This is a genomic window from Sphingomonas beigongshangi (genome assembly GCF_016820445.1).
Classification (GTDB): Bacteria; Pseudomonadota; Alphaproteobacteria; order Sphingomonadales; family Sphingomonadaceae; genus Sphingomonas; species Sphingomonas beigongshangi.
In genome coordinates, this window is the sequence record NZ_JADHDT010000005.1 from 313,844 (window position 1) to 335,051 (window position 21,208).

At 64.0% G+C, this 21,208-nt stretch carries 23 protein-coding genes and 1 tRNA gene; 9 read left to right on the forward strand and 15 right to left on the reverse strand.

Going from position 1 to position 21,208, the window contains the following annotated elements; genetic code table 11:
- Window positions 1–173 precede the first annotated feature (173 nt).
- The 5 genes from IQ292_RS11220 to hspQ all read right to left on the reverse strand — a co-directional run bounded on the left by IQ292_RS11220 (window position 174) and on the right by hspQ (window position 2,868).
- Complete coding sequence (locus tag IQ292_RS11220; protein ID WP_203310388.1) at window positions 174–794, reverse strand: TetR family transcriptional regulator; 621 nt, start codon at window positions 792–794, stop codon at window positions 174–176.
- 242 nt (window positions 795–1,036) lie between these two features.
- Complete coding sequence (locus IQ292_RS11225; RefSeq protein ID WP_203310389.1) at window positions 1,037–1,585, reverse strand: GNAT family N-acetyltransferase; 549 nt, start codon at window positions 1,583–1,585, stop codon at window positions 1,037–1,039.
- 174 nt (window positions 1,586–1,759) lie between these two features.
- On the reverse strand, window positions 1,760–2,029 hold the full coding sequence (gene rpmA / locus IQ292_RS11230; protein ID WP_198354592.1) for a 50S ribosomal protein L27: 270 nt from the start codon (window positions 2,027–2,029) through the stop codon (window positions 1,760–1,762).
- Window positions 2,030–2,061: 32 nt separating this feature from the next.
- Window positions 2,062–2,358 (reverse strand): 50S ribosomal protein L21, encoded by a 297-nt coding sequence (gene rplU / locus IQ292_RS11235; protein WP_115379003.1) that lies wholly within the window; start codon window positions 2,356–2,358, stop codon window positions 2,062–2,064.
- Window positions 2,359–2,487: 129 nt separating this feature from the next.
- Window positions 2,488–2,868, reverse strand: a complete 381-nt coding sequence (gene hspQ, locus IQ292_RS11240; protein ID WP_203310390.1) for a heat shock protein HspQ — start codon at window positions 2,866–2,868, stop codon at window positions 2,488–2,490.
- 131 nt (window positions 2,869–2,999) lie between these two features.
- On the opposite strand from hspQ, the gene IQ292_RS11245 reads away from it, so the two are divergent.
- The 4 genes from IQ292_RS11245 (at window position 3,000) to IQ292_RS11260 (ending at window position 7,046) form a co-directional block, all read left to right on the forward strand.
- A tRNA-Ser gene (locus IQ292_RS11245) sits at window positions 3,000–3,089 on the forward strand.
- Between the two features lie 597 nt (window positions 3,090–3,686).
- Window positions 3,687–5,108, forward strand: a complete 1,422-nt coding sequence (locus tag IQ292_RS11250; protein WP_203310391.1) for a site-specific DNA-methyltransferase — start codon at window positions 3,687–3,689, stop codon at window positions 5,106–5,108.
- Window positions 5,109–5,118: 10 nt separating this feature from the next.
- Window positions 5,119–5,541 carry a DUF5681 domain-containing protein gene (locus IQ292_RS11255; RefSeq protein ID WP_203310392.1) on the forward strand — a complete coding sequence of 141 codons (423 nt, stop codon included), beginning with the start codon at window positions 5,119–5,121 and terminating at the stop codon, window positions 5,539–5,541.
- The gene (locus IQ292_RS11260; RefSeq protein ID WP_203310393.1) at window positions 5,538–7,046 is read left to right on the forward strand and encodes a phage terminase large subunit family protein; all 1,509 of its coding nucleotides are present in this window, start codon (window positions 5,538–5,540) and stop codon (window positions 7,044–7,046) included. Before IQ292_RS11255 ends, IQ292_RS11260 begins: the two co-directional genes overlap by 4 nt.
- 85 nt (window positions 7,047–7,131) lie before the next feature.
- On the opposite strand, the gene IQ292_RS11265 is transcribed toward IQ292_RS11260, so the two are convergent.
- Window positions 7,132–7,479, reverse strand: coding sequence for a zinc ribbon domain-containing protein (locus IQ292_RS11265; protein ID WP_203310394.1), 348 nt, complete (start codon window positions 7,477–7,479; stop codon window positions 7,132–7,134).
- A gap of 105 nt (window positions 7,480–7,584) precedes the next feature.
- Complete coding sequence (locus IQ292_RS11270) at window positions 7,585–7,815, reverse strand: hypothetical protein (protein WP_203310395.1); 231 nt, start codon at window positions 7,813–7,815, stop codon at window positions 7,585–7,587.
- Between the two features lie 318 nt (window positions 7,816–8,133).
- On the opposite strand from IQ292_RS11270, the gene IQ292_RS11275 reads away from it, so the two are divergent.
- Together IQ292_RS11275 and IQ292_RS11280 are read left to right on the forward strand one after the other, a co-directional pair.
- Window positions 8,134–8,298: a helix-turn-helix transcriptional regulator gene (locus IQ292_RS11275; RefSeq protein WP_238940997.1), complete on the forward strand. Its 165-nt coding sequence runs from the start codon at window positions 8,134–8,136 to the stop codon at window positions 8,296–8,298.
- A 75-nt stretch (window positions 8,299–8,373) separates the two neighbouring features.
- Window positions 8,374–8,550, forward strand: coding sequence for a hypothetical protein (locus tag IQ292_RS11280; RefSeq protein WP_203310397.1), 177 nt, complete (start codon window positions 8,374–8,376; stop codon window positions 8,548–8,550).
- A 25-nt stretch (window positions 8,551–8,575) separates the two neighbouring features.
- On the opposite strand, the gene IQ292_RS11285 is transcribed toward IQ292_RS11280, so the two are convergent.
- The 3 genes from IQ292_RS11285 to IQ292_RS11295 are packed head-to-tail and all read right to left on the reverse strand — an operon-like array spanning window position 8,576 to window position 11,153.
- On the reverse strand, window positions 8,576–10,321 hold the full coding sequence (locus IQ292_RS11285; protein ID WP_238940998.1) for a recombinase family protein: 1,746 nt from the start codon (window positions 10,319–10,321) through the stop codon (window positions 8,576–8,578).
- The gene (locus tag IQ292_RS11290; protein ID WP_203310398.1) at window positions 10,228–10,638 is read right to left on the reverse strand and encodes a DUF2924 domain-containing protein; all 411 of its coding nucleotides are present in this window, start codon (window positions 10,636–10,638) and stop codon (window positions 10,228–10,230) included. The genes IQ292_RS11285 and IQ292_RS11290 overlap by 94 nt, the downstream gene beginning before the upstream one ends.
- Entirely contained in the window at window positions 10,638–11,153 is a 516-nt protein-coding gene (locus tag IQ292_RS11295) for a DUF3489 domain-containing protein (protein ID WP_203310399.1), read from the reverse strand. Before IQ292_RS11295 ends, IQ292_RS11290 begins: the two co-directional genes overlap by 1 nt.
- A 418-nt stretch (window positions 11,154–11,571) precedes the next feature.
- On the opposite strand from IQ292_RS11295, the gene IQ292_RS11300 reads away from it, so the two are divergent.
- From IQ292_RS11300 to IQ292_RS11310, 3 genes are all read left to right on the forward strand, one after another.
- Window positions 11,572–12,060, forward strand: a complete 489-nt coding sequence (locus tag IQ292_RS11300) for a Ros/MucR family transcriptional regulator (RefSeq protein WP_203310400.1) — start codon at window positions 11,572–11,574, stop codon at window positions 12,058–12,060.
- 136 nt (window positions 12,061–12,196) lie between these two features.
- Window positions 12,197–12,472 carry an HU family DNA-binding protein gene (locus tag IQ292_RS11305; RefSeq protein WP_203310401.1) on the forward strand — a complete coding sequence of 92 codons (276 nt, stop codon included), beginning with the start codon at window positions 12,197–12,199 and terminating at the stop codon, window positions 12,470–12,472.
- Window positions 12,473–12,553: 81 nt separating this feature from the next.
- A complete protein-coding gene (locus IQ292_RS11310) occupies window positions 12,554–13,423 on the forward strand; it encodes a 3'-5' exonuclease (RefSeq protein WP_203310402.1) in 870 nt (289 codons plus the stop codon).
- Window positions 13,424–13,907: 484 nt separating this feature from the next.
- Here the strand turns inward: IQ292_RS11310 and IQ292_RS11315 are convergent, their stop codons facing one another.
- The 5 genes from IQ292_RS11315 to kce all read right to left on the reverse strand — a co-directional run bounded on the left by IQ292_RS11315 (window position 13,908) and on the right by kce (window position 21,201).
- On the reverse strand, window positions 13,908–14,942 hold the full coding sequence (locus IQ292_RS11315; protein WP_203310403.1) for an IS110 family RNA-guided transposase: 1,035 nt from the start codon (window positions 14,940–14,942) through the stop codon (window positions 13,908–13,910).
- A 456-nt stretch (window positions 14,943–15,398) separates the two neighbouring features.
- A complete protein-coding gene (gene bktB, locus IQ292_RS11320) occupies window positions 15,399–16,583 on the reverse strand; it encodes a beta-ketothiolase BktB (protein WP_203310404.1) in 1,185 nt (394 codons plus the stop codon).
- A 25-nt stretch (window positions 16,584–16,608) separates the two neighbouring features.
- Window positions 16,609–19,128 (reverse strand): TonB-dependent receptor domain-containing protein, encoded by a 2,520-nt coding sequence (locus IQ292_RS11325; RefSeq protein WP_238940999.1) that lies wholly within the window; start codon window positions 19,126–19,128, stop codon window positions 16,609–16,611.
- A gap of 368 nt (window positions 19,129–19,496) precedes the next feature.
- Entirely contained in the window at window positions 19,497–20,270 is a 774-nt protein-coding gene (locus tag IQ292_RS11330; RefSeq protein ID WP_062126672.1) for a cyclase family protein, read from the reverse strand.
- 4 nt (window positions 20,271–20,274) lie between these two features.
- The gene (kce, locus tag IQ292_RS11335) at window positions 20,275–21,201 is read right to left on the reverse strand and encodes a 3,5-dioxohexanoate:acetyl-CoA acetone transferase (RefSeq protein ID WP_062126670.1); all 927 of its coding nucleotides are present in this window, start codon (window positions 21,199–21,201) and stop codon (window positions 20,275–20,277) included.
- Window positions 21,202–21,208 lie beyond the last annotated feature (7 nt).

Below are 21,208 nucleotides of genomic sequence, written 5' to 3' on the forward strand. Positions count from 1 at the left end.
CCCGTACGGGGGGTGCCTCACCCGTCCATGACCGGCCTTGCCGCGATCCTTCAATGAAGCGCCGCCGTCGCATCGCGGCGGACGCCACCACCCCGGTGGAGCGATGGGGATCGGCTTGGCACTCGTCGGAGACTTAGGAGCGATGGCAGCGACCTGCCTTCACGGACGATGCGTCATGCCTCGAGTCCGTGGTGCGGCGCATCCGACGTGTCGCCATGGCAGCCTTCGCGATCGGCGGTCAGCATCGCGACCGCCAGCGCACGCGCCTTGCCGCGCGGCAGGTCTAGCGCCCGCGCCATCGGTGCCCCCAGCATCGCATCGCCAAGCGCCATGAGCACGAGGTGCAGCGTCTCCTCCTGAATCGAGCGCTTCGATGGCGGGGCGCCGACCGCCAGTTCATCGACCAGATCGTGGATCGCCGACAGGATCGGATCGAGCGCGTCGCGATTGCCCGACAGGATCATCCAGCCCGCAAGCGCGCCGCCGCCACCCGAGTCGAACGCGTCGAAGACCAGATCGACGATATGGCCCGGGTCTGGCTCGCCGCCGCGGTTGCGCAATACGGCGTCCCGGATCGTCGCCGTGACTCCGCCGGCCATCCGCGCGATCAGCGCGCGCTGCAGCCCCGCCGCCGAGCCGAAATGGTGGAGAAGATTGGCGTGCGTCCGGCCGATCGCCGCCGCGACCGCCTTCAGGGTCAGGGCCTGCGGCCCCTCCTCGACGAGCAGGCGTCTCGCGGCCTCGAGGGCGAGGTCGCGGGATTCATCCGGGGACAGGCGTTTGCGCGTGGTCACCCGTCCGCGGGTAGCGAGGCGGACGGTGATTTAGAAGAGAGGATGCCGCGGTGCTTGCCGATGTGACACCGCAGCATCCCTGATGGTCGAACGGGCGGCGGTTTCCTTTGCGCGCCGCGCAGCAGAGGCTGATCCACAGGCGTGGAAGCGCAGTGGCCCTCACCGCCGACCGGCCGGCTCCCGATGGCGGCAGGGTGGGGTGAGGGGCACACCGCCTCGATCCAGCCTTGCTGGATCGCACATCAGGCGGCGATCGGCAGCGGGCTTCGCTGCTCCTCGGCAAGGTCGAGCGCATATTCCACCGATTCGACCGCGTCCGGGCGCGCGGCGGACCGCTTCGTGATCGCGCGTCCGGTCGGCTGGAAGCCGAGCTTGCGCAGCACGCGGCCCGAGGCGGGATTGTCGATGAAATGCCATGCGCCGAGCCGCGTGATCGGGAGGCTGTGCCGCGCCATCGCGACCACTGCACGTCCGGCTTCGGTCGCATAGCCCCGACCCCAGGCATCGGGTGCCAGCCAGTAGCCGAGTTCGGGACCCGCGTCGTAGGGCGTGATGCCGATTCCGCCGACAAGGGCGGGGCGCTCGCCGCTATCGTGCGCGAATATCAGGAAGCGCGGCTCGTGCGGGCCGCGTGGCAGGGCCAGAAAGGCCGCGGCGTCGTCGGTACGATAGGGAAGGGGGACCCGGGTCAGCATCCGCGCGACCGCGTCATGGCCGATCGCCTGGGCCAGCGATGCCGCGTCTTCCGGCCAGCCGGGCCGCAGCGTCAATCTTTGTGTTCTGGCGAACATGTCTCGTCGCTCTCCTCGTGCGCGCCGCTGCCACGCGTCTGTGACGCGGGCGCGACAGGGTTGAGGGAGCACGAAAAAAAGGGAGCCGGGTGACCCGCCTCCCTTGTCTGGTTGGCACCGCCTGGGCGGTGCGACCGGGTCACCCTGGTGGGCAACCCGGTTGGTCGCCCGATGTTATTCAGCCGCCTCGGCCATAATCTCGACCGAGCAGAATTTGCGGCCGAGCTTGCCCTCGTGGAACGCCACGCGGCCATCGACGAGCGCGAAGAGCGTGTGGTCCTTGCCCATGCCGACATTGCGGCCCGGGTAGAACTTCGTGCCACGCTGACGCACGAGGATGTTGCCCGCGATCGCTTCCTGACCGCCGAACTTCTTCACGCCAAGGCGACGGCCGGCCGAATCACGACCGTTGCGCGACGAACCGCCTGCTTTCTTATGTGCCATGCTGCTCTACTCCTGTGTTCGCGCGTCGGGGATCAGCCGACCGACACGATCTTGAGGATCGTGTGGTTCTGGCGATGGCCGTTGCGGCGGCGATAATTGTGACGGCGGCGCTTCTTGAAGACGATGACCTTCTCGCCCTTCGCCTGCGCGACGATCTCGGCGGCGACGGTCAGGCCCTCGACGCTCTTCAGCTCGGAGCCCTCGCCCGCGAGCAGGACGTCACCCAGCGTGATCGACGCGCCGGCTTCGCCGTCCAGCTTCTCGACGACGATCTTGTCTCCGGCGGCGACGCGATACTGCTTGCCGCCCGTGCGCACGACTGCGAACATGGCTCTTATCACTTCCCAAGAAATATGTGCCCGCGCAGAGCATAGCCCGGCGGGATGAAGCGCGGCAGCTAGGCAAGAACGGCGCGGCTGTCAACCGCCAACCGCTATTTTGGCGCCGCGGCGGCGGCCTTAGTGACGATGCTCGCGACGCAGCGCGTAGCGACCGTCGGCATAGTCGGTGAACAGGCCCGAGATGGCGGGATGGTCGACCGGCTCGTCGCTTTCGTCGGGTACCAGATTCTGCTGGCTGACATAGGCGACGTAGCTCGATTCGATATTCTCGGCGAGCAGGTGGTAGAAGGGCTGGTCCTTGCGCGGCCGCACGCTTTCGGGGATCGCCTCATACCATTCCTCGGTATTGGCGAAGACCGGATCGACGTCGAAGATCACGCCGCGGAAGTCGAACAGGCGATGGCGCACGACGTCGCCGATGGAAAAGCGCGCGTGCGCGATCGGCGGCGCGACGATGTCCTGGGCGGTGGCGGAATTGACGATGTCGTGACGCGGCATAACGGCAATTTAATGCTGTTTGCGCGTCGCACAAGCGCACGTGAGTGCTTGCATGCCCGGAACGAAGCGGTTAGAGGCGCGCCCTCGACCGGCCCCGCAGGCGTTTTCGCACGTCAACGGATCGTCCTCGCGGAGAGGTGGCAGAGTGGTCGAATGCACCGCACTCGAAATGCGGCGTGCCGGCAACGGTACCGTGGGTTCGAATCCCACCCTCTCCGCCACACAGTCCTCTGTATCCGTAGTCATCTGGGGAGCGCGCCCGATAGTGCCCGCGTTCCCGCGAGTTTCGCGTAGCGCCGCGCGTGAATTGCGTAGCAGAGAAACCTGGTGGATGAGGTTTCTACAGGCCAATCGGGAGATATTCTCCGGTCCATGAGGGCGCAGTACCGAACTGCGATCTGCCCATCATTCGCGACGCTTCATGCTCAAAATACAGAATTAAACAGGGTTGGGGTAAGCTCTGGAGCATGGCGCTGATGCGGCAAGCCCGCTGCCCGCCCTCGTGCGACGGGCCATTGCATCGTCAAATGGCCAATTTACACCAGGGATAGAAAAGTTCCGCAGCAGCGTGGAAAAGAGCGTATGCAGGGTTGAAGGACTGCTTCACGGGCATACATTGCGGTTGTCAACAACAAAAGTGCGGTATGCCTATGGCGTGACGGGAAGTCGAACCAGCTTCAGGTTCAACTCAAAATAATGGCAGTGTCCCGCCAAAGCGCGGAGTCCATGCCATAATCCCGTCACCTTGCCGTGGCTCACATTTTCGCTTTCGAAACCAGAGCATAGCAAAGGTGACTCCTCATTTGGGGGTCATCGTCATGATGAACAATCCACAGTTCGTGGAGGCGGGGAAGCTCGACCTCCTTTCCGGTCTATCGTCCGAAATCCGCTTTGTCACTCCTTCGTCGTTGGCTGCATTTGGTCGGCGTGCACGCACGCATTCTAAAGATCAGATTACGCAGATAGCAAAGAGCATCGAAACATTTGGCTTTTCGGTTCCCCTGCTTGTCGATGAGCAAAATAAGATCATAGCCGGTAATGCCCGGCTCGAAGCGGCCATTCAGCTCGGTCTTGCTGAGGTGCCTGTCATCACCATCTCGCATCTGACAACTGAGAAGAAGCGCGCCTTCGTGCTGGCTGAGAACAAGCTTGCGACCGCTGGCGGCTGGGACCGCGCGGTGCTGAGCCTTGAGTTCAAGGAGCTTCTTGAGATCGCCCCGGATTTCGATCTCGACGTCACCGGCTTTGTGGATCCTGAGATCGACGCCCTGGTGTTGTGCCAGGAAGAGCCGGAACGCTCGCCAAAAATCGTACCGCCTACGACTGCAACCAGCCAGATCGGTGACCTGTGGCTGCTTGACCGCCATCGGCTCCTGTGTGGCGACTCCACCGATAAGGCATCAGTGGCCCGGTTACTGGACGGTCAGGAAGCCAGAATCACGTTTAGCGATCTTCCCTATAATGTAGGCATTGCAGGCAACGTCACATCGTCGAAAGACAGTCGCGAGTTCGTCATGGCATCCGGCGAGATGTCGGACGACGAGTTCACCGATTTCCTGAACAAGGTATTTGCCCGCGCATGCGAGAGCCTGATGCCCGGCGGCCTTGCCTATATGTGCATGGATTTCCGTCACATGCGGCACATGCTGGACGCGGCAGACAAGAACCCGCTGAAGCTTTTGAACCTCATCGTATGGGACAAGGGGCTCGGCGGCATGGGAAGCTTTTACCGATCCCGGCACGAGCTCATCTTCCTGTTCGCGCACGAGGGGGCGACGCACCTCAATCGCGTTCAGCTCGGTAAGCATGGCCGCGACCGCAGCAACGTCTGGACCTATCGCGGCATGCATGGCTCGGGTCACGAACAAAAGCGCGCACGCGAACTCCATCCGACCGTCAAGCCGCTGGCGTTGGTCAAGGATGCCATTCTCGATTCGACCAAGCGCGGGGATCTTGTGCTCGATCTCTTCTCCGGAAGCGGCACTACGATACTTGCTGCGGATGATACTGGACGCAGGGGCGCGGCAATGGAGCTCGACCCGATTTACACCGACACGACCATATTGCGGTGGCAGGAGCACAGCGGGAAAGAAGCGGTTCTGGCATCGAGCGGACGGACCTTCCGCGAGGTGCGAGCCGAGCGTGCTGCCCGCGTGGCGTGTAATGCTACTGCGCGACAGACAAGCGACTTGACCCAGGCGGCGCCTCCGGCCCGCGTTCGCACGCGCCGCGCGGCTTGAGGAGGATGCTATGTCTGAACATCAGGCCACCAGTGGCTCTCCGCGCTCGACCGAACCTGCCGACGGCTATGTCGTCACGCGCGGCAAGCCGCCGCGCGAGCATCAGTTCAAGCCCGGCAAATCGGGCAATCCGTCCGGCAGACCGAAAGGGTCGCTGAACTTCAAGACGCTCCTCCAGCGCGAGCTCGACCGGCAGATCACTGGGACCAGCAATGGTCGCGCGGTCCGGATGACCAAGCGCGAAGCGATGGCCGTCCGGCTCGTCGGCGAGGCGATGCGCGGGAACCTGAAAGCCATCGATGCCGTGCTGCAATACGCCGGGGAAACCGCGGCGAGTACACAGGCGCTGCCCCCCATGGACACCGATCCGGCCCGGGACGCCGCCATCTTGGCGGCATACCTCGCCCGGTTTCCGTCAGGGGGGACAGCATGACTCCGCCCGCCGACATCTCTTCAGCGCTAAGCGAGCTTTGTCGGCGGGATTTTCAGGTGTTCGTCGAGCGGGTGTTCGCGACGCTTGATCCTGCTGCCGAGCTGGAGCGTGCTCCCTATCTCGAGATCCTTAGCGACTACCTCGCTCGTACCGAGCGAGGCGAGGTCCGTCGTCTGTTGATCACGATCCCGCCTCGACACCTCAAGTCGATCGCGACCTCCGTGGCATTACCTGCATGGATGCTAGGGCGTGATCCAACCCGGCGCATCCTCACGGTCAGCTATTCGAACGATCTCACCAAGGAGCACTCCCGTAATTTCCAACGCGTCGTCAGCTCTGGCTGGTATGCCCATACCTTCCCGGAGACGGCGAGGAGCCTTGCGCGCAATACGATCTCGGAAGTCCGCACGAGGCAAAACGGATTTCGTCGCGGCGCCTCGTTCGGCGGGTCGCTGACGGGTTTCGGTGCTGATGTCATTATCATCGACGACCTGATGAAGGCCGGAGATGCACGTTCCCCGGTGCAACGGGACAACGTACGCCACTTCTACGGCAACAGCCTGGTCAGCCGTCTTAACGACAAATCGCAAGGCATCATTATCGCCGTGCAACAGCGACTGCACGAAGACGACCTCGCCGCGCATCTCCAGACCATGGGCTACGCCCACCTCAACCTTCCCGCGATCGCCGAAGAGCGGCAGCAGTTCGTGCTTACGACGGGTCGCGTCCATGTGCGCGAACCTGGTGACCTTCTGAAACCTCGCACCGAGCCGCGTCCGATCCTGGACGAGTTCAGGCAGGCGATGGGGGGCTCCGACTTCGAAGCGCAATATCAGCAGAACCCGACACCACCCGACAGCGCGCTTATCGAATGGTCGCGGATCCAAACCTATAGCGAGGCACCCGCGCGTGAACGCCTCCAGTACGTCGTCCAGAGCTGGGATACCGCATTCACAGATGGTCCGAAGGCCGATTTTTCAGTGGGCACAACCTGGGGCTTTCACGACGGGGCTTGGCTGCTGCTCGATCTCCAGCGCGTCCGCTTGTCGTATCCGGACTTGCTGGCGCGCGTACGGCGCCAGCGGATGAAATGGCAGGCCGACACCATCATCATCGAAAAGGCAGCGACAGGACACGCACTGCTTGAAGACCTTTCCCGCGATCACCGCTGTCTCAGCGAGCCTGAACACCACGCGCCGCAGTGCAATCGCTACGCCTCTCAACCAGTAATGAGCAAGGAGGAGCGGCTGGTTGTCGGCGTGGAGCGCCTTTACTCGGGCCTTGCCAAGTTCCCCCAGAAGGCACGCTGGCTTGCAGAGCTTAAACGGGAGATGATGGGCTTCCCGAACCTTGTCCATGACGATCAAGTCGACAGCGTGTCCCAATTCCTTCTTTGGGTTAAACAGCGACAGGGCCGGGTAGCCAGCGGGGGAGGGGCATCGGTACAATCGCGCCCTGACGGCCGGCGGGATCCACCGCGACCGGCCGGACGCGCCCGTGGGTGATCGCGTCCGCCGGTCCTCTTTCATCGCATGGATGGGCGCCCTGATGGCTTGCGGGCGGACCCGAAGCCGGCGCGCTGTTGCCCGCTTACAGCGCGCTCGCGCAATAGCGGCATTTGGTCGCCAGCTTGCGTACTGGCTCGGCACAGGAGGGGCAGCGCACATAGTCGCCGTGCTGACCGCGGCGAACCGCGGCTTCTTTTCCGCCTGCCATCGTCAATGAGACGATAAATCCAACCAATGGGCTCGCAAACGCCGCCCAGGCCATGCTCTCGCTGTTGCCACCGGTGCCAACTGACACCAGTATGATCAATGGCAACACAGGAACGGTAGAAAGCGCAAACAGCGCCAGGCCAGACCGATTTCGCTTGGATGCGATGACGGCATTTAGGGCTGCCCAGGCGATGATGACGATGAGGCCAATCAGCGGTTCCATAGAACATCCTTCCGCGTGGGCGTGGTGGCACGATGCAGGGCTGGCTCCACTAGGCAGTTGGCCTCGATTGCGGGCGCGATGGCGCGGCAAGGATAGCAGCGCATCTTATTGCGCACTTGCAGACGTGGCACGCTGGCCCGTGCGGTCGCACTTCATCACTGCCTTGTAGAGCATCATCCTTGTGCCGATGTTGCTGTCGGCGCGTTCTGTTGCGAGGCTGGCGAAATGGATGCTGTCGGGGCATCCAAGCCTTTGCGCGAGCTTGCGGCGAACATCGTCTTCGTCGCGCGCCTTGACGACGCCGGTCATCGCGACGCCTTGCTCGTTGCCGATCATGGTTGGCACCGGAAACCCCCACGGGGATGTCGCACAACCGGCCGCACTCAGTAGCAACGCGACCGCGCCAGGCCGCCCGGCATGCTTCCACGTCGGCGCCTTACGGGCACGTATGTCAGTGACATGTTTATAGCTCAAAACGCTCATTATTCCCCCTCGCTCTACGACGGAATGTCGACAATCAGTGACACGCGTCATGCTCGACGCACGGGACAAAGCAACTGGAATGTCACTGATCGTCTGTAGATTAATCGTCGACAGCGGCGTCTTTCCAGGCCCGTGGATGTCCGACAGCGCCTTGCCACAAACCTTCGTCGTTTGCGGAACCACCACGGGTGGAGCCAGGAGGATTATTCCGATCGCGCCGGCATCCATCGCACCTATGTAAGCGACCTTGAGCGTGCTGCTCGCAACCCGACGATATCGCTGGTCGAGAAGCTTGCGGTACCTTTCGGCGTGACGGCGAGCGACCTCATCGCCTGATTGCGGGAGCGGCGGAAAGCTGCGTCTCGACTTCAGGCCCTCTCCGCGGCTTTGGTCGCGGGCAGGAGGCAGACAATGACTGCAGATGAGATGATCAGGGTGCAGATGACGGCCGCGGGCATGCTGATGGAGGATCTGTCCGCAAAGGTGGTGCTTGACCCCTTGCATCCCGCTCGCCCGCGGGAACTGCGCGAGCTCGCCGGGGACCTCTCCACCATCGCCGACGTCGTTGACCGTATCCGTCGGGCCTAGCCTTTCCGCCCGCCTAGACTGAGGGTCACGTCGGCAGGAGCGTCGCGATCTGCGTTCGCCAGTCGGCGGCGATGCCGCCTTCGGCGGTGAGGCTTGCGACGGTCACGCCGGCGCGCTGTCGCCCCGCCAGGATCGCCTCGGTGACCGCCGGTGCAAGAAAAGCCAGCCGGATCACTCTGCAGACATAAGATCTGGTCACGCCCTCGCGGACGGCAAGCTCGGTCGTGCTGATCGCGCCCGCGCGCAGGATGCCCCACCAGCGCCGGGCCTGAACCAGCAGGCGGATGAGCGACTTGTCCGGTGCTGCCTGTGCGGTACGGCCACCGTCTCGTACGAGGCGCAAAGCGCGACCCGAACGGGTCAGTCGTGCCGCGCAACCTACTTCGAAGGTTGCCATCCCCTTATCCCGTCGGGGAAGCGCAAGGAGGTTGGCAAAGGCAGCAGCGTCGCAGGTGAGGGTAATCGCGGCATCGCCAATTTGCACTTGCCGCACGGTATCCAGCATCGCGCGGTAGCGTTCGGTGCCCTTGCTCGCGGCAAGCGCCTCGCAGCGTGTGTGAAATTCGGTGATCTGATGAACACGGACGTCTAGCTCCGCCAGTGCCGCAAGCTCGATCGGCTGGCGGAGGAGTTCCTGTAATTTCGCGATCACCAGCCCCTCGATCTCTCGTGCGGGTATGCGCAGACCGGTAGCACTCGCACCCGATTGCAGGGCGCGGCTGACGTAATAGCGATGACGCACCTTGTTCTTGTTCGCGTGTGTCGCGACCAGCGGCGCGTTGTTCCCATCAACGATACGACCAGCAAGCAGGCTGCTCTCGGCGGTGACCGCCCGGCTGCGCTGGCCCTGCCGATGGTCGGCGAGCATCGTCTGCACGGCATCGAAGGTCGTCGTATCAATGATGGCTGGGTGAAGGCCGGCATAGACCTTGTCCTTATGACCGATCTTGCCGGCGTAAGTGACGTTCTTGAGGATATGGTAGAGCTGGCCGCGAGTGAAGGTGCCCCCTCCCAGCGGTTTGCCACCGACCGTGACCCGCTCAGGCACAGTGATGCCCTTCCGGGCGAGCTCTTCCATCAGGCGCCGCACACAACCCAGCGCAAGATAGCGGGTGAAGATGTGACGGATGAGCATCGCATGCTCCTCGACGACGACGAGGCTGCGGTCGTGCGGGGCATAGCCCAACGGCGGGGTGCCCCCCATCCACATGCCGCGTGCCTTGGATGCGGCGATCTTGTCGCGGATACGCTCGGCGGTCACCTCGCGCTCGAACTGCGCAAACGACAGCAGCATGTTGAGGGTAAGGCGCCCCATGCTGGTCGTCGTGTTGAACGACTGAGTGACGGAGACGAAGCTTGTCCCCGCGGCATCGAAGGTCTCGACGAGCTTGGCGAAGTCGAAGAGCGAGCGGGTGAGGCGGTCGACCTTGTAGACGACGATGATGTCGATCCGACCGGCCTCTACTTCGGCAAGCAGCCGCTTGAGGGCAGGGCGCTCGAGCGTGCCGCCAGATAGCCCGCCGTCATCATAGACCTCGGGCATTGCCGTCCAGCCCTCGCTGGCCTGGCTGAGGATGTAAGCGGCGCACGCCTCGCGCTGCGCGTCGAGGCTGTTGAAGCTCTGTTCCAGCCCCTCGTCGGAGGATTTTCGCGTGTAGATCGCACAGCGGACCGTCTTCATGCTGCCACCTTCTTCTTGAGACCGAAGAACGCTGGACCCGACCAGCGCGTCCCCGTGATTGCGCGTGCAACCTCGGAGAGCGATCGCCATTCGCGGTCATTCCAGCGAATGATCTGATCTTCACCAACCGTGACCACATGTACCTGGCCCTGCCATTCGCGCACCAGGCGCATGCCAGGCGTGGCTGCCTGTGTACGGGTCTGCCCGCGGGCAAGTTGGTCGAGCGTCTGGGTGGCAGCGCGGGCGAGACCGGCAGAGGCTCGCGCCTGCATCTCCCAGGCAAGCGCCAGCCGCAGCATCTTCGGGCTGACGCTGGGCGCCGTGGTCCCGACCAACGTTTGCCAGCGTTCCCGCAGCGTCGCGGAGGACAAGGTTTCCAGTGCGGCGAGATCGGGGGCGGACACCATTATGCCGCCCCCAGCAGGCGGTAACAGGTAATGCTGTCGCGTTTGATCCGCTGGATGCTGTGCCCCTTCTTGCGCAAGCCCGTCAGTGCGGCCCGTGTTGTATGCGGCTGCCATCCGGTCGCTGCCATCAGTTCGGTCACGGGTACCCCCTCGGCCGAAGCGAGAAGTTCGATAACCAGCGCGATCTTGGTGGGTGCCTTGTCGACAGCGATCACCGCAGGCAGCTCACCGATCGCCGTTGATGTTCCCGCATCGATGTCGTCATCGACGCCGATCGCCGCCATCCCTGCTTTGGTGATGAAGAGGCCGTAGGTCAGATCGCCGTCGGTACGGTGAATGGCGGCCGCATTCGTCGTCTGCCGTTCGATCAGCATCGCTCGTCGAAGGAGCGCCGCCAGCGCCTTTGTAGCGCCGCCGCCGCGGGGGACGCTGCCGTGCAGCGGTAGCACGCTGCCGTCCTCGCGCTGGCATGCAGTAGCGAGGAGGATGCGCTGGGTATCACTGAGCTTGATCATGGTGGTTGTACTCCGGCTTGGGAGCAGCCCTGATGCTGCCCCACCAGCCAGAGCCCCGGTGAGCGGCTCACCTGGGGCGGGGGGCAGGGGGTAAAACTCCTGCGCGTCGTCTGACACCGCTGTTGCTCTGCTTCGCTGCGAAGTCGAATGGAATGTGCAGCGAAGGAGCATGTTCTACAAAAAACAAGTCTCGCACCTGTATCGAAGCTCTTTCTCAGGTACATTGCTATAAATGCGATGAGACGGCGTTCACTGTATGTCATATCCGGCGAGGCTGGCAATTTGAATTTGCCCGGAACCCCCTTCGGGACTGAGCTTTATTGCTCCTCACAATTGACAAGCCGGCAGGATACCGCTTGTAGGCTGATCCCACATCCAGCGCGTGCGGGCGTTTTGATTGAAAAGAGGCGAAGATTTGATGGCCGACGGCACCGGAGCGAATTCGATCAATCTAGCTGCGGAGGTGACGGTCGCGTGGCTGCGTAACCCCCACACCCGGGTGTCTGCAGAGGATGTGTCCCCGTTCCTCAGATCGATCCACCAGAAGGTTGTCTCGCTGATTGGCGGCGAGGGGGCGACCACGAGCGAGGAAGCAGCACCTACCTATGTGCCGGCAGTTTCGGTGCGCAAGTCGCTGGCGTCGAAGGATCACATCATTTCGATGATCGACGGCAAGGCGTACAAGACGCTGCGCCGCCATCTGTCGAGCAACGGACTGACACCGGACGAATATCGTCAGCGCTACGGTCTGAAGTCCGATTACCCGATGGTTTCCGAGGCCTATTCAGAGGTACGTCGCGCTACAGCGAAGAAAATTGGTCTTGGCCGTAAGCCGGGCCAGAAGGGGAAGCCGAAGAGTGCTGCCAAGCCTGGAGCGTCGGCAAAGGCGGACAAAGCCGAGGGCTGACATCCATGGTGTGGCGATCGGGCGCGGTGGCCTCGCTCAACGCGAGATCGTCATCAACCGTGCCCGGCGTTGCGTGCTTCGATTGCCGGGCAAGCGTCTCCGCCCCTAAGGGGGAGCTTAATCTGGAGAAGCATCTATGAACAACGCCCAACTCGCTGAGACCCTGGTTGCCAATCATGGCATGAACAAAGCCGATGCGCGCAAGGTGGTCGATGACATCATGGCTGCGATTGTCACTGCCGCCGGCAAGGGCGAGGAGGTTTCGCTCGCGGGCTTTGGCAAATTCAAGACCAAGAATAACCCGGCGCGCGAAGGCCGTAATCCGCGCACAGGCGAAACCATGCAGATTGCAGCATCGCGCAAGCTGACCTTCGTCCCGGCGAAGGCGGTTAAAGACGCATTGAACGCCTGATCGTGTGCGGCATCCTGTGCCCTCGCGCCGCGAGCTTGGGTGTCAAACACGCGGTCCAATGCGCAAGATGACAAGCCGTCGATGAGCTTCGAACCTTCCGCTCATGCGCAGGCGGCTGACTTGTTGTCGCAACACCCGGGCTACCGGGTGTTGCGTGCCTTGCCCTCGCCAGAAGACTACGTCCTGGCTGAGCCTGAAGGCGTCGTCCGCACCGCTGCCGTCATCGACGTGGAGACAGTAGGCCTCGACCCGGAGCATCCGATTATCGATCTGGCGATCCAGCGTATCGCATTCGATGAGCGTGGCAGGATTGTTCGGGTGGGCCAGCCCCGACAATGGTTCGAGGATCCCGGCATGCCGGTGCCTGCAGAAATCGTCCGGTTGACCGGCATCACCGATGCAGATGTCGCAGGCCAACGGATCGACGAGGAACAGGCCGTTAGTCTGATCGCCAGCACCACCTTAGCGATTGCTCACAACGCGGCGTTTGATGCACCTCGGGTCGAGCGGCGCCTCCCTGCCATCGCCGGCCATGGCTGGGCCTGTTCGTGTAATGAGGTGCCGTGGCCCGACCTTGGGTTTGATGGGCGCAAGCTCGGGCATCTCCTCATGCAGCAAGGCATGTTCCACCATGGTCACCGCGCTGCAGCTGACGTTTGGGCAACGATCAACCTGTTGAGCAGCGTCATGCCCGATGGCGAGACTGCGCTCGCCAAACTTATTCGTCAGGCTGAGCAACCCAGCGTCAGGATTGAGGCGACGAACGCGCCCTTCGAGGCCAAGAATGCCCTGAAGGCGAGGGGGTATCGCTGGCACGTTGAACAACGGGTTTGGTGGACCGAAGTCGCCACCAAAGAAGAAGCCGCCGAACACGCCTGGCTCACCGCCGCAGCCTCGTGCCCGCGGCCGCACGTGACCACTGTCACTTGGCACCAGCGTTACCGAGGATGACAGCTGTAGGTCTTGCTTCCGACCTGCATGGAACGCTGCGAACTGCGCTGCAGGTGGGGGCATGCCCTGCGTTGCGCTGGCGCCAGATTAGGGGAGTAAACGGGCAGTAATGGGGGGAAAGCGGTCTGTCCGCTTCTGGGCGAGCCGGCGCGGTAAGCTGCCGTTGGTTCAGGATGAGGGCAGGGGGTCTCGGACGCCCGTGGATGGTGGAAAGCGGAATGGCCTCTGTGGACGCCCCGTCGGATGCAAGCGGTAAATCGGGGTAGATCGGCACGTAGTCGGATGCTGTCATCTGTCCGGCCTCGATGAGCAGCGCCATAGCTGCGGGCCAGTATGGGAGTTCGCGGACCGGAACCACATCAGCTTTCCGCGCTTGGGTAGCGCTCGGCCATTCCCTGGTTCTTCCGGCCCCGTCTCGCCGACCGTTGTGCCATACCCTCCTTCGACCGCCTACGTCCCCGACGCCTCTGACCGCCGCCCCGGCTTATGCCGCGACCGCTGCCGGAGCCCTGTAATCCTCGCTCTTGGTCATGAGCGCCCACGCCGTGCGCGCCATCTTGTTGGCCAGCGCCACCGCGACGAGCATGCGCGGCTTGCGTGCCAGCATCCGCTTCAGCCACGAGCCTGCCGGCGCCCCGCGCACAGCCGCCTGTCTGACGACCGAGCTGCCGCCGATGATGAGCAACCGCCGGATGGTGCGTTCTCCCATCTTCGAGATCCGGCCAAGCTTCTGCCTGCCTCCCGTCGAGTGCTGGAGCGGCGCGAGGCCGAGCCAGGCGGCGAAATCGCGGCCCTTGGTGAAGGTCTCGACCGGCGGCGCGAGAGCGACGATTGCGGTGGCGGCAATCGGGCCGATGCCGGGGATGGTCATCAGACGGCGTGCCACCTCATCCTCGCGGGCGCGCTTGGCGATCTCCTTGTCGAGGTCGGCGATGCGGTCATCGAGTCCGGCGAGCATGTCGGCCATGACGCGCAGCATGGCCAGCGCCGCCTCGGGTAGCGACGATGCCATCTCCTCCTCGTCGAGCAGGTCGGCGAGCATTGTGACCTGCGCCAAGCCGCGCGGTGCAACCCAGCCGAATTCGGCGAGGTGGCCACGCAATGCGTTGACCAGTTGCGTGCGCTGCCGAACCACCAGGTCGCGGGTGCGGAACACCATGCCGGCCGCTTGCTGCTCCTCGCTCTTGATCGCCACGAAGCGCATGCCCGGACGCTGCACCGCTTCGCAGATCGCCTCGGCATCGACCGCGTCGTTCTTGTGCCGTTTCACGAACGGCTTGACGTAGGCCGGCGGGATTAGCCGCACCTCGTGGCCCATCTGCATCAGCTCACGCGCCCAGTGGTGTGCGCCGCTGCACGCTTCCATCGCAACCAGGCATCTCGGCTGCTTCACGAAGAAGTCGAGCAGCTTCGCCCGGCTCAGCTTGCGGCTGAACACCATGGTGCCACGCCCGTCAGCGCCATGCGCATGAAAAACGGTCTTCGCGATATCCAGCCCGATTGTGGTAGCCTGCGACACGGACGCCTCCCTCAGTGGTGCTTCAACACCTCCATTCTGGCACATCGATGCCGTCGGGGGGCGTCCACCCCATCAGCTTTAGGATTTCGGCCGATCTAAACGCCCGTTTGGTCACGCGGTCGAGCGGGGCACCCGGACACCGGCCGTTGGTACTAAGCGGCATGGCTGCTTTCAGGCGTCGGCCCTGAAAAAGCGCAATTTCGTTGATCTGGCAGGTAGGTGGCTGACGACTAGAATAGACAAAAGGCGCCTGTTCGCTTCGGGGCGACTTATCCAATGGCCTGACGGCTTCTTGATTAATAGAATAGAATGCGGTCACCCACAAATCATCGTGGACGGTGTGCCTTTTGAAAGCGATGGCCTAAGCCTCAAAATTTTACTCGGCAGCAAAGCCCTATCGTGCGCGTGAGTTATGAACGGTCAGTGTCATAAGGCTGCAACACCGCGTCACTTCGTTTAATTGACCTCACGTTCGATCACCATTGCGACGCCCTGCCCTCCTCCGATACACATAGTGACTAAGGCATAATGGCCGTCCATCCTTTGAAGTTCGTAAAGCGCCTTGACCGTCAAGACTGCGCCGGTCGCGCCGACGGGATGGCCGAGAGAAATGCCCGATCCGTTGGGGTTGACCCTCGCCGGGTCGAAGCCGAGCGACCGTGCAACCGCGCACGCCTGTGCCGCAAAAGCTTCGTTTGATTCGATGACGTCGATCTGGTCGAGCGAGAGGCCGGCCCGCTTAAGGGCGATGGGCACCGCCTCGATCGGCCCCAGGCCCATGTGGCTGGGCGCGACGCCGGCATGGCCCCAGCCGAGGATGCGCGCCATCGGTGTAAGGCCACGCGCCGCCACCGCAGCGGCCGAGGCGAGGATCACGGCGGCGGCGCCGTCGTTGATGCCCGACGCGTTGCCTGCGGTGACGGTGCCCTCCTTCTGGAAAGCGGGGCGAAGGGCAGCCATCGCGGAGAGGTCCGCGTCGGGGCGGACATGCTCGTCGAACGCGAAGGGCCGGGTGCCGCGACCATGTTTGACCTCGATCGGCAGGATCTGCGTATTGAAGCGTCCCTCCGCCTGCGCCTGCGCAGCCCGGCGATGGCTCTCGACGGCGGCGGCGTCCTGATCGGCGCGGGTGATGTGATAGTCGCGCGCGACATTCTCTGCGGTGATGCCCATGTGATAGCCGTCGAGCGGATCGCTCAGCACCTCGATCAGCGCGTCGGCCATCACGACCGGTCCCATCTTCTGCCCGAAGCGTGCCGCCGTGACGTGATGGGGGGCGCGGCTCATCACCTCGGCGCCACCGGCGGCGGCGATGTCGACCTCGTCGAGTGCGATCATCTTGGCCGCCGCGACGATCGCCTCCAGCCCCGATCCGCACAGGCGGTTGAGCGTCAGCGCGGGCACCCGCACCGGGACGCCGGCCTTCAGCGCGGCGACGCGGGCGAGATAGGCGTCCTTCGGCATCGTCTGGATCACCTGGCCCATCACCACATGGCCAACATCGTCGGGTGTCAGCCCGGCGCGGTGAACCGCCTCGCCGATCACCGCGGCGCCGAGATCGGCGGGCGCGTGATCCTTGAGGCTGCCGCCGAACGTGCCGATCGCGGTGCGCACGCCGGCGACGATGTAGATGGGTGCCAAAGCGTTTCTCCCGTTGCCGCCCCGATCAGTAGCGGAAGCTGGCCTGTAGCAAGACCTCGCGCCCACGCGCCACGACGCCGCGCTGTTCGCCCTGCGTCAGCGGAACGCTGGTGCCGCCGGTGCGATCGCCCGCGAACAGCAGATAATATTTGTTGGTGAGGTTGCGCCCGATCAGCGACAGTTGCCACCGGCCGTCGTCGGCGCCGATGCGGGCGCTGGCGTTGAACCGCCAGAACGCGTCTTGGCGCGACGCGGGCGCGAAGGCGTCGCTGGCGTAATAGCTCGAACTGTAGAAGGTGTCGCCGGTGACGCCGAATTCGAGGTCGCGGCCCGTCGGCACGGTCAGCTCGAAGCCGGCGTTGCCAGTGACGTCGGGCGAGCGGGCCGGCGCGCGACCGTCGAGCACCTGTTGCAGGACCGGCGTGCCCGCAGCGGTGAGCTGGCGGTTGCCGGCGGCATTGGTGACGAACGAGCATCCCGGCGGCGCGGCGGCGGTCAGCGCGACCGCAGCAGGAATCGTGTAGCCGTAGCACTGGCCGGTATAGTCGCGGAAGCGGTTGTGGACATAGGCGATCGCGCCGTGCAGCCGCAGCATGCGCGTGGCATCGAACGACGCCTCCAACTCGGCGCCGCGCTGGCGCACCTGTCCGGCATTGCTGATCTGGAAGCGGATCGTGCTGGCGTCGTATTGGGTGACCTGGAGGTTACGGAAGTTGTAGTCGAACGCCGAGGCGGTGAGCCGCAGCCGGCGGTTGAACAGCTCGCCTTTCGCGCCCGCCTCGACCCCCTTCACCGTTTCGGAACCGAAGTCGATATCGGCAAGTGTCGTGCTGGTCTGGATCGGACTTGTGATACCGAACCCACCCGATTTGAAACCGGTCTTGTATGCGACGTAGAGCGTCGAATTGGCGACGGGGTGATAGGACAAGGTCGCCTCGGGCGACACATTGTCGTCCTTGAACCGACCCGCGAGGATGCCGGGTGTGGAGTCGGTCGACCCCGGAAACACGGTATTCGCCGTGTTGAACCGGCCGAGCGCGGTGTTGACGCCATAGAGGTTCTGGTTGCGGGTCAGCTTTTTTTCCGACGTGTAGCGGCCGCCGGCGGCGAGCTCGAGCCGCGGCAGGATCAGCCAGGTTGCCTGCGCAAAGGCGGAATAGGTCTTACCGGTGAGATAGGCGTCCTTGATGTAGGTCGTGACCTGGTCGGCTGCGGCATTGTAGCTGAGGTCGGCGCGGAAATTGGTATTATTGAACAAGGCGTCGCGCGTGCTGCCGTAGAAGGCGCCGAAGAGGAAGTTGACCGGCCCGTCGAACTTGGTCAGCAGGCGGAATTCCTGGCTGAAGCTCTCGTAGCTTGTATTTTCATAGGTGGTCAGCGCGTTGTCGACGGTGTGGGTCAACCCTGAGACGCTGCGATAGCGGTTGAAGATGCGCCCGGTCAGCGACGACAGCGTGAAGGCGTCGGAGTCGTATTTCATCACCAGCGACGCGGTGTAGGCGACGTTGACGCCGCGCGAGCGGTTGTCGCCGTGCAGTTGCGGGATGCGGTTAGCGATCGCGGGCACGATGTTGCTGAAGCTGGTCTGGTTGTCGGCACGGCAATCGCCGAACGGATCGACGACCCCGAACGAGCGTGGCCGCCCGTCGCTGCACGGGCCGATATTCTGCGAGAAGGATCCGCCGCCCTGGTCGTGCGCGAGCAGCGCGAACAGCTTGGCGGTCGCCGAGAAATTGCTGACCGGTTTGTATTCCAGCGTCACCCGGCCCATCGTCTCGTCATCGCCGACACGGCGGTCGGGCGCGCCGGGCAGCGTGCCGGTCGAGGCGGGCAGCGCCGCGGGGAAGAACGGGTTCGGCGCGGCCTGCGCGTTGTTGTATAGCCAGCCCTTGGCATCGCGATACTTGATCGCGACGCGGCCACCCAGCGTGTCGGTGATCGGACCGGACACATGGCCTTCGCCCGACACCTCGTCCGCGACGAATTCGTAGCCGACGCGGCCGCCGACCTCGAACCGGTCGGTAGGGCCGGCGGTGGTGATCGAGATCACGCCGGCCGGACTGTTCTTGCCGAAGAACAGCGCCTGCGGACCTTTCAGCACCTCGACCTGCTGAATGTCGAAGAAACCCAAGGTCGCGACGCGGCCCGACGACGACTGGATACCGTCGATCGCCACGGATACGGGTTGTTCGTAGCCGACCTGCGTCGGCGGCGAGCTGATGCCGCGGATCGCGATCGAACCGCCGCCGATCGTGCGATAGTTGCTGACGATCACCGTGGGCGTCAGTTCGCCGATCTTGGTGAGGTCGGTCGCATTGTATTTGCCGATGTCGGCGGCGGACAGCACCGAGACGGCGACGGGCACGTCGAGCAGCCCTTCCTTGCGGAGGCGGGCGGTGACGACGATGTCGCCGCCGGCATCGAGCGGCGCCGGCGTGGTGGCCTGATCCTGCGGCCGGGTCGCGGCGGACTGGGCGGCAGCGTCTGGAACGGCCGGCGCCGAGGTGGCGTCGGGCACGGGGACGGGTGTTGCGGCGGCTGCCATCGTGGTCTGCGCCGCTGCTGTGCCTGCTATCAATGCCGGCATGGCTACCGCTGCCAACGCAGTCAAACGGACCGATCGATACGAACGAACCCTCATGTCATCCTCCTCCAGCGCGGCGCGTCTATCCGGCGCGACCTCCAGTTTTGGATGATCCGCCGGCACCGCTGGCCGGAATGAAGCGCTCGACTCCTTTTCCGACGTTGGAAAGCTACGCTTGGGATCGACGTATTGTCAACATTGTTGTTGACTGATCCTGCGGCGATATTCGCCGATGCCGCGGCGATATGCGAAGCGACACCCCCGCCATGCGACGCGGGGCCGAATGATTGTCTACGATAGTGTTGATAGTATTCCGGCGATGTCGGCGGCTAGTCGAGAATGGCGACGGCCCGCGTCCAGCCGGCCGAGGCCGCGCGGACCTTGACCGGGAAGCAGGCGATGGTGAACCCGGTCGAGGGCAGCCGTTCGAGGTTGTGCAATTTCTCGATATGGCAATAGCCGATCGTGCGGCCGGCCTTGTGCCCCTCCCAGATCAGCGCGGCATCGCCGCTCGCGGCATAAGCGGCGGCGGTGTGGACGAACGGAGCATCCCAGCTCCAGCCGTCGGTGCCGGTGACACGCACCCCGCGCGCGGTCAGGTATAAAGTGGCGTCGCGTCCCATGCCGCAGCCGGAGGCGACATAATCGTCGTGCCCGAACCGTGCGCCGGCGCGCGTGTTGACGACGACGATCTCCAGCGGTGACAGCGTGTGGCCGATCCGCGCGAGTTCCGCCTCGACATCGGCGGCGGTGACGACATAGCCGTCGGGAAAATGGCGGAAGTCGAGCTTCACGCCGGGCTGGAAGCACCAGTCGAGCGGCACTTCGTCGATGGTGATCGCGCGGCGGCCGCCATCCATCGTCGAAGCGTAATGATATGGCGCGTCGAGGTGCGTGCCATTGTGCGTGGTGAGATTCACCCGCTCGATCGCCCACGCCTCGCCATCGGGAAGGTCGTCGGCGGTCAGCCCGGGGAAGAAACCGAGCAGGCCCGGCACCGACGCGGCATGATCGATATAGTCGATCGACGGGCCGTAGCCGGGGGGATCGGACAGGACGTCGTTTTCGAGAAAGACCGACAGGTCGAGGATCGTGCGGGGCATGATGTCAGAACTCCACCCGGTCGCCACCCTTGAGGCCGAGCATCGCGCGCGCCTCCGTCGGGGTGGCGGGTTCGTGTCCCATCTCGGCGAGGATGCGGACGATCTTGGCGACCTGTTGCGCGTTCGAGGTGGCGGCGACGCCGCGTTCGATGAACAGGCTGTCCTCCAGCCCAACGCGGACGTGGCCGCCCATCAGCGCCGCCTGCGTCAGGAACGGCATCTGGTGCCGCCCCGCCGCCAGCACGGACCATTGATAGGCGTCGCGGCCGAACAGGCGATCGGCGGTCGCCTTCATGAACATCAGGTTTTCGAGGTCGGGACCGATGCCGCCGAGGATGCCGAAGATCATCTGGATGAAGAACGGCGGTTCGACGATCCCCGCATCGACGAAATGCGCGAGGTTGTAGAGGTGGCCGACGTCGTAGCATTCATGTTCGAACTTCGTACCGCGTTCGCGCATCGTCGTGATGATGCCTTCGATGTCGCGGAAGGTGTTGCGGAAGATATAGTCGTCGGAATTGAGGACATAGTCCTTCTCCCACGCATGTTTCCACGTCGCGATCCGCCGGCCCGCGCCGTGAAAGGCGAAGTTGATGCTTCCCATGTTGAGCGAGCACATCTCGGGCGCGAAGCGGGTCGCGGCGGCCAGCCGGTCGGCGAGCGGCATCGTCGCCGAGCCGCCGGTCGTTAGGTTGACGACCGCGTCGGTGCGCTGGCGGATGACCGGCAGGAAGCGCGCATAGACATCGGGATCGCCGGTCGGCTGCCCCGTCTCGGGCACCCGGGCGTGGAGATGGAGGATCGCGGCGCCGGCCTCCGCCGCGTCGATCGCCTGGGTGGCGATCTCGTCCGGCGTCACCGGCAGCGCGTCCGACATGCTGGGTGTGTGCGCGCCGCCGGTGACGGCGCAGGTGATGATGACCTTGGCCATGTCAGCC

Bases quoted from the DNA above. Each gene is read 5' to 3' on its own strand.
- IQ292_RS11225 (WP_203310389.1), bottom strand. From the start codon at position 1,585: ATGTTCGCCAGAACACAAAGATTGACGCTGCGGCCCGGCTGGCCGGAA.
- rpmA (WP_198354592.1), bottom strand. From the start codon at position 2,029: ATGGCACATAAGAAAGCAGGCGGTTCGTCGCGCAACGGTCGTGATTCG.
- rplU (WP_115379003.1), bottom strand. From the start codon at position 2,358: ATGTTCGCAGTCGTGCGCACGGGCGGCAAGCAGTATCGCGTCGCCGCC.
- hspQ (WP_203310390.1), bottom strand. From the start codon at position 2,868: ATGCCGCGTCACGACATCGTCAATTCCGCCACCGCCCAGGACATCGTC.
- IQ292_RS11250 (WP_203310391.1), top strand. From the start codon at position 3,687: ATGATGAACAATCCACAGTTCGTGGAGGCGGGGAAGCTCGACCTCCTT.
- IQ292_RS11255 (WP_203310392.1), top strand. From the start codon at position 5,119: ATGTCTGAACATCAGGCCACCAGTGGCTCTCCGCGCTCGACCGAACCT.
- IQ292_RS11260 (WP_203310393.1), top strand. From the start codon at position 5,538: ATGACTCCGCCCGCCGACATCTCTTCAGCGCTAAGCGAGCTTTGTCGG.
- IQ292_RS11265 (WP_203310394.1), bottom strand. From the start codon at position 7,479: ATGGAACCGCTGATTGGCCTCATCGTCATCATCGCCTGGGCAGCCCTA.
- IQ292_RS11270 (WP_203310395.1), bottom strand. From the start codon at position 7,815: ATGATCGGCAACGAGCAAGGCGTCGCGATGACCGGCGTCGTCAAGGCG.
- IQ292_RS11280 (WP_203310397.1), top strand. From the start codon at position 8,374: ATGACTGCAGATGAGATGATCAGGGTGCAGATGACGGCCGCGGGCATG.
- IQ292_RS11285 (WP_238940998.1), bottom strand. From the start codon at position 10,321: ATGGCGATCGCTCTCCGAGGTTGCACGCGCAATCACGGGGACGCGCTG.
- IQ292_RS11290 (WP_203310398.1), bottom strand. From the start codon at position 10,638: ATGGTGTCCGCCCCCGATCTCGCCGCACTGGAAACCTTGTCCTCCGCG.
- IQ292_RS11295 (WP_203310399.1), bottom strand. From the start codon at position 11,153: ATGATCAAGCTCAGTGATACCCAGCGCATCCTCCTCGCTACTGCATGC.
- IQ292_RS11300 (WP_203310400.1), top strand. From the start codon at position 11,572: ATGGCCGACGGCACCGGAGCGAATTCGATCAATCTAGCTGCGGAGGTG.
- IQ292_RS11305 (WP_203310401.1), top strand. From the start codon at position 12,197: ATGAACAACGCCCAACTCGCTGAGACCCTGGTTGCCAATCATGGCATG.
- IQ292_RS11310 (WP_203310402.1), top strand. From the start codon at position 12,554: ATGAGCTTCGAACCTTCCGCTCATGCGCAGGCGGCTGACTTGTTGTCG.
- IQ292_RS11325 (WP_238940999.1), bottom strand. From the start codon at position 19,128: ATGGCAGCCGCCGCAACACCCGTCCCCGTGCCCGACGCCACCTCGGCG.
- IQ292_RS11330 (WP_062126672.1), bottom strand. From the start codon at position 20,270: ATGCCCCGCACGATCCTCGACCTGTCGGTCTTTCTCGAAAACGACGTC.
- kce (WP_062126670.1), bottom strand. From the start codon at position 21,201: ATGGCCAAGGTCATCATCACCTGCGCCGTCACCGGCGGCGCGCACACA.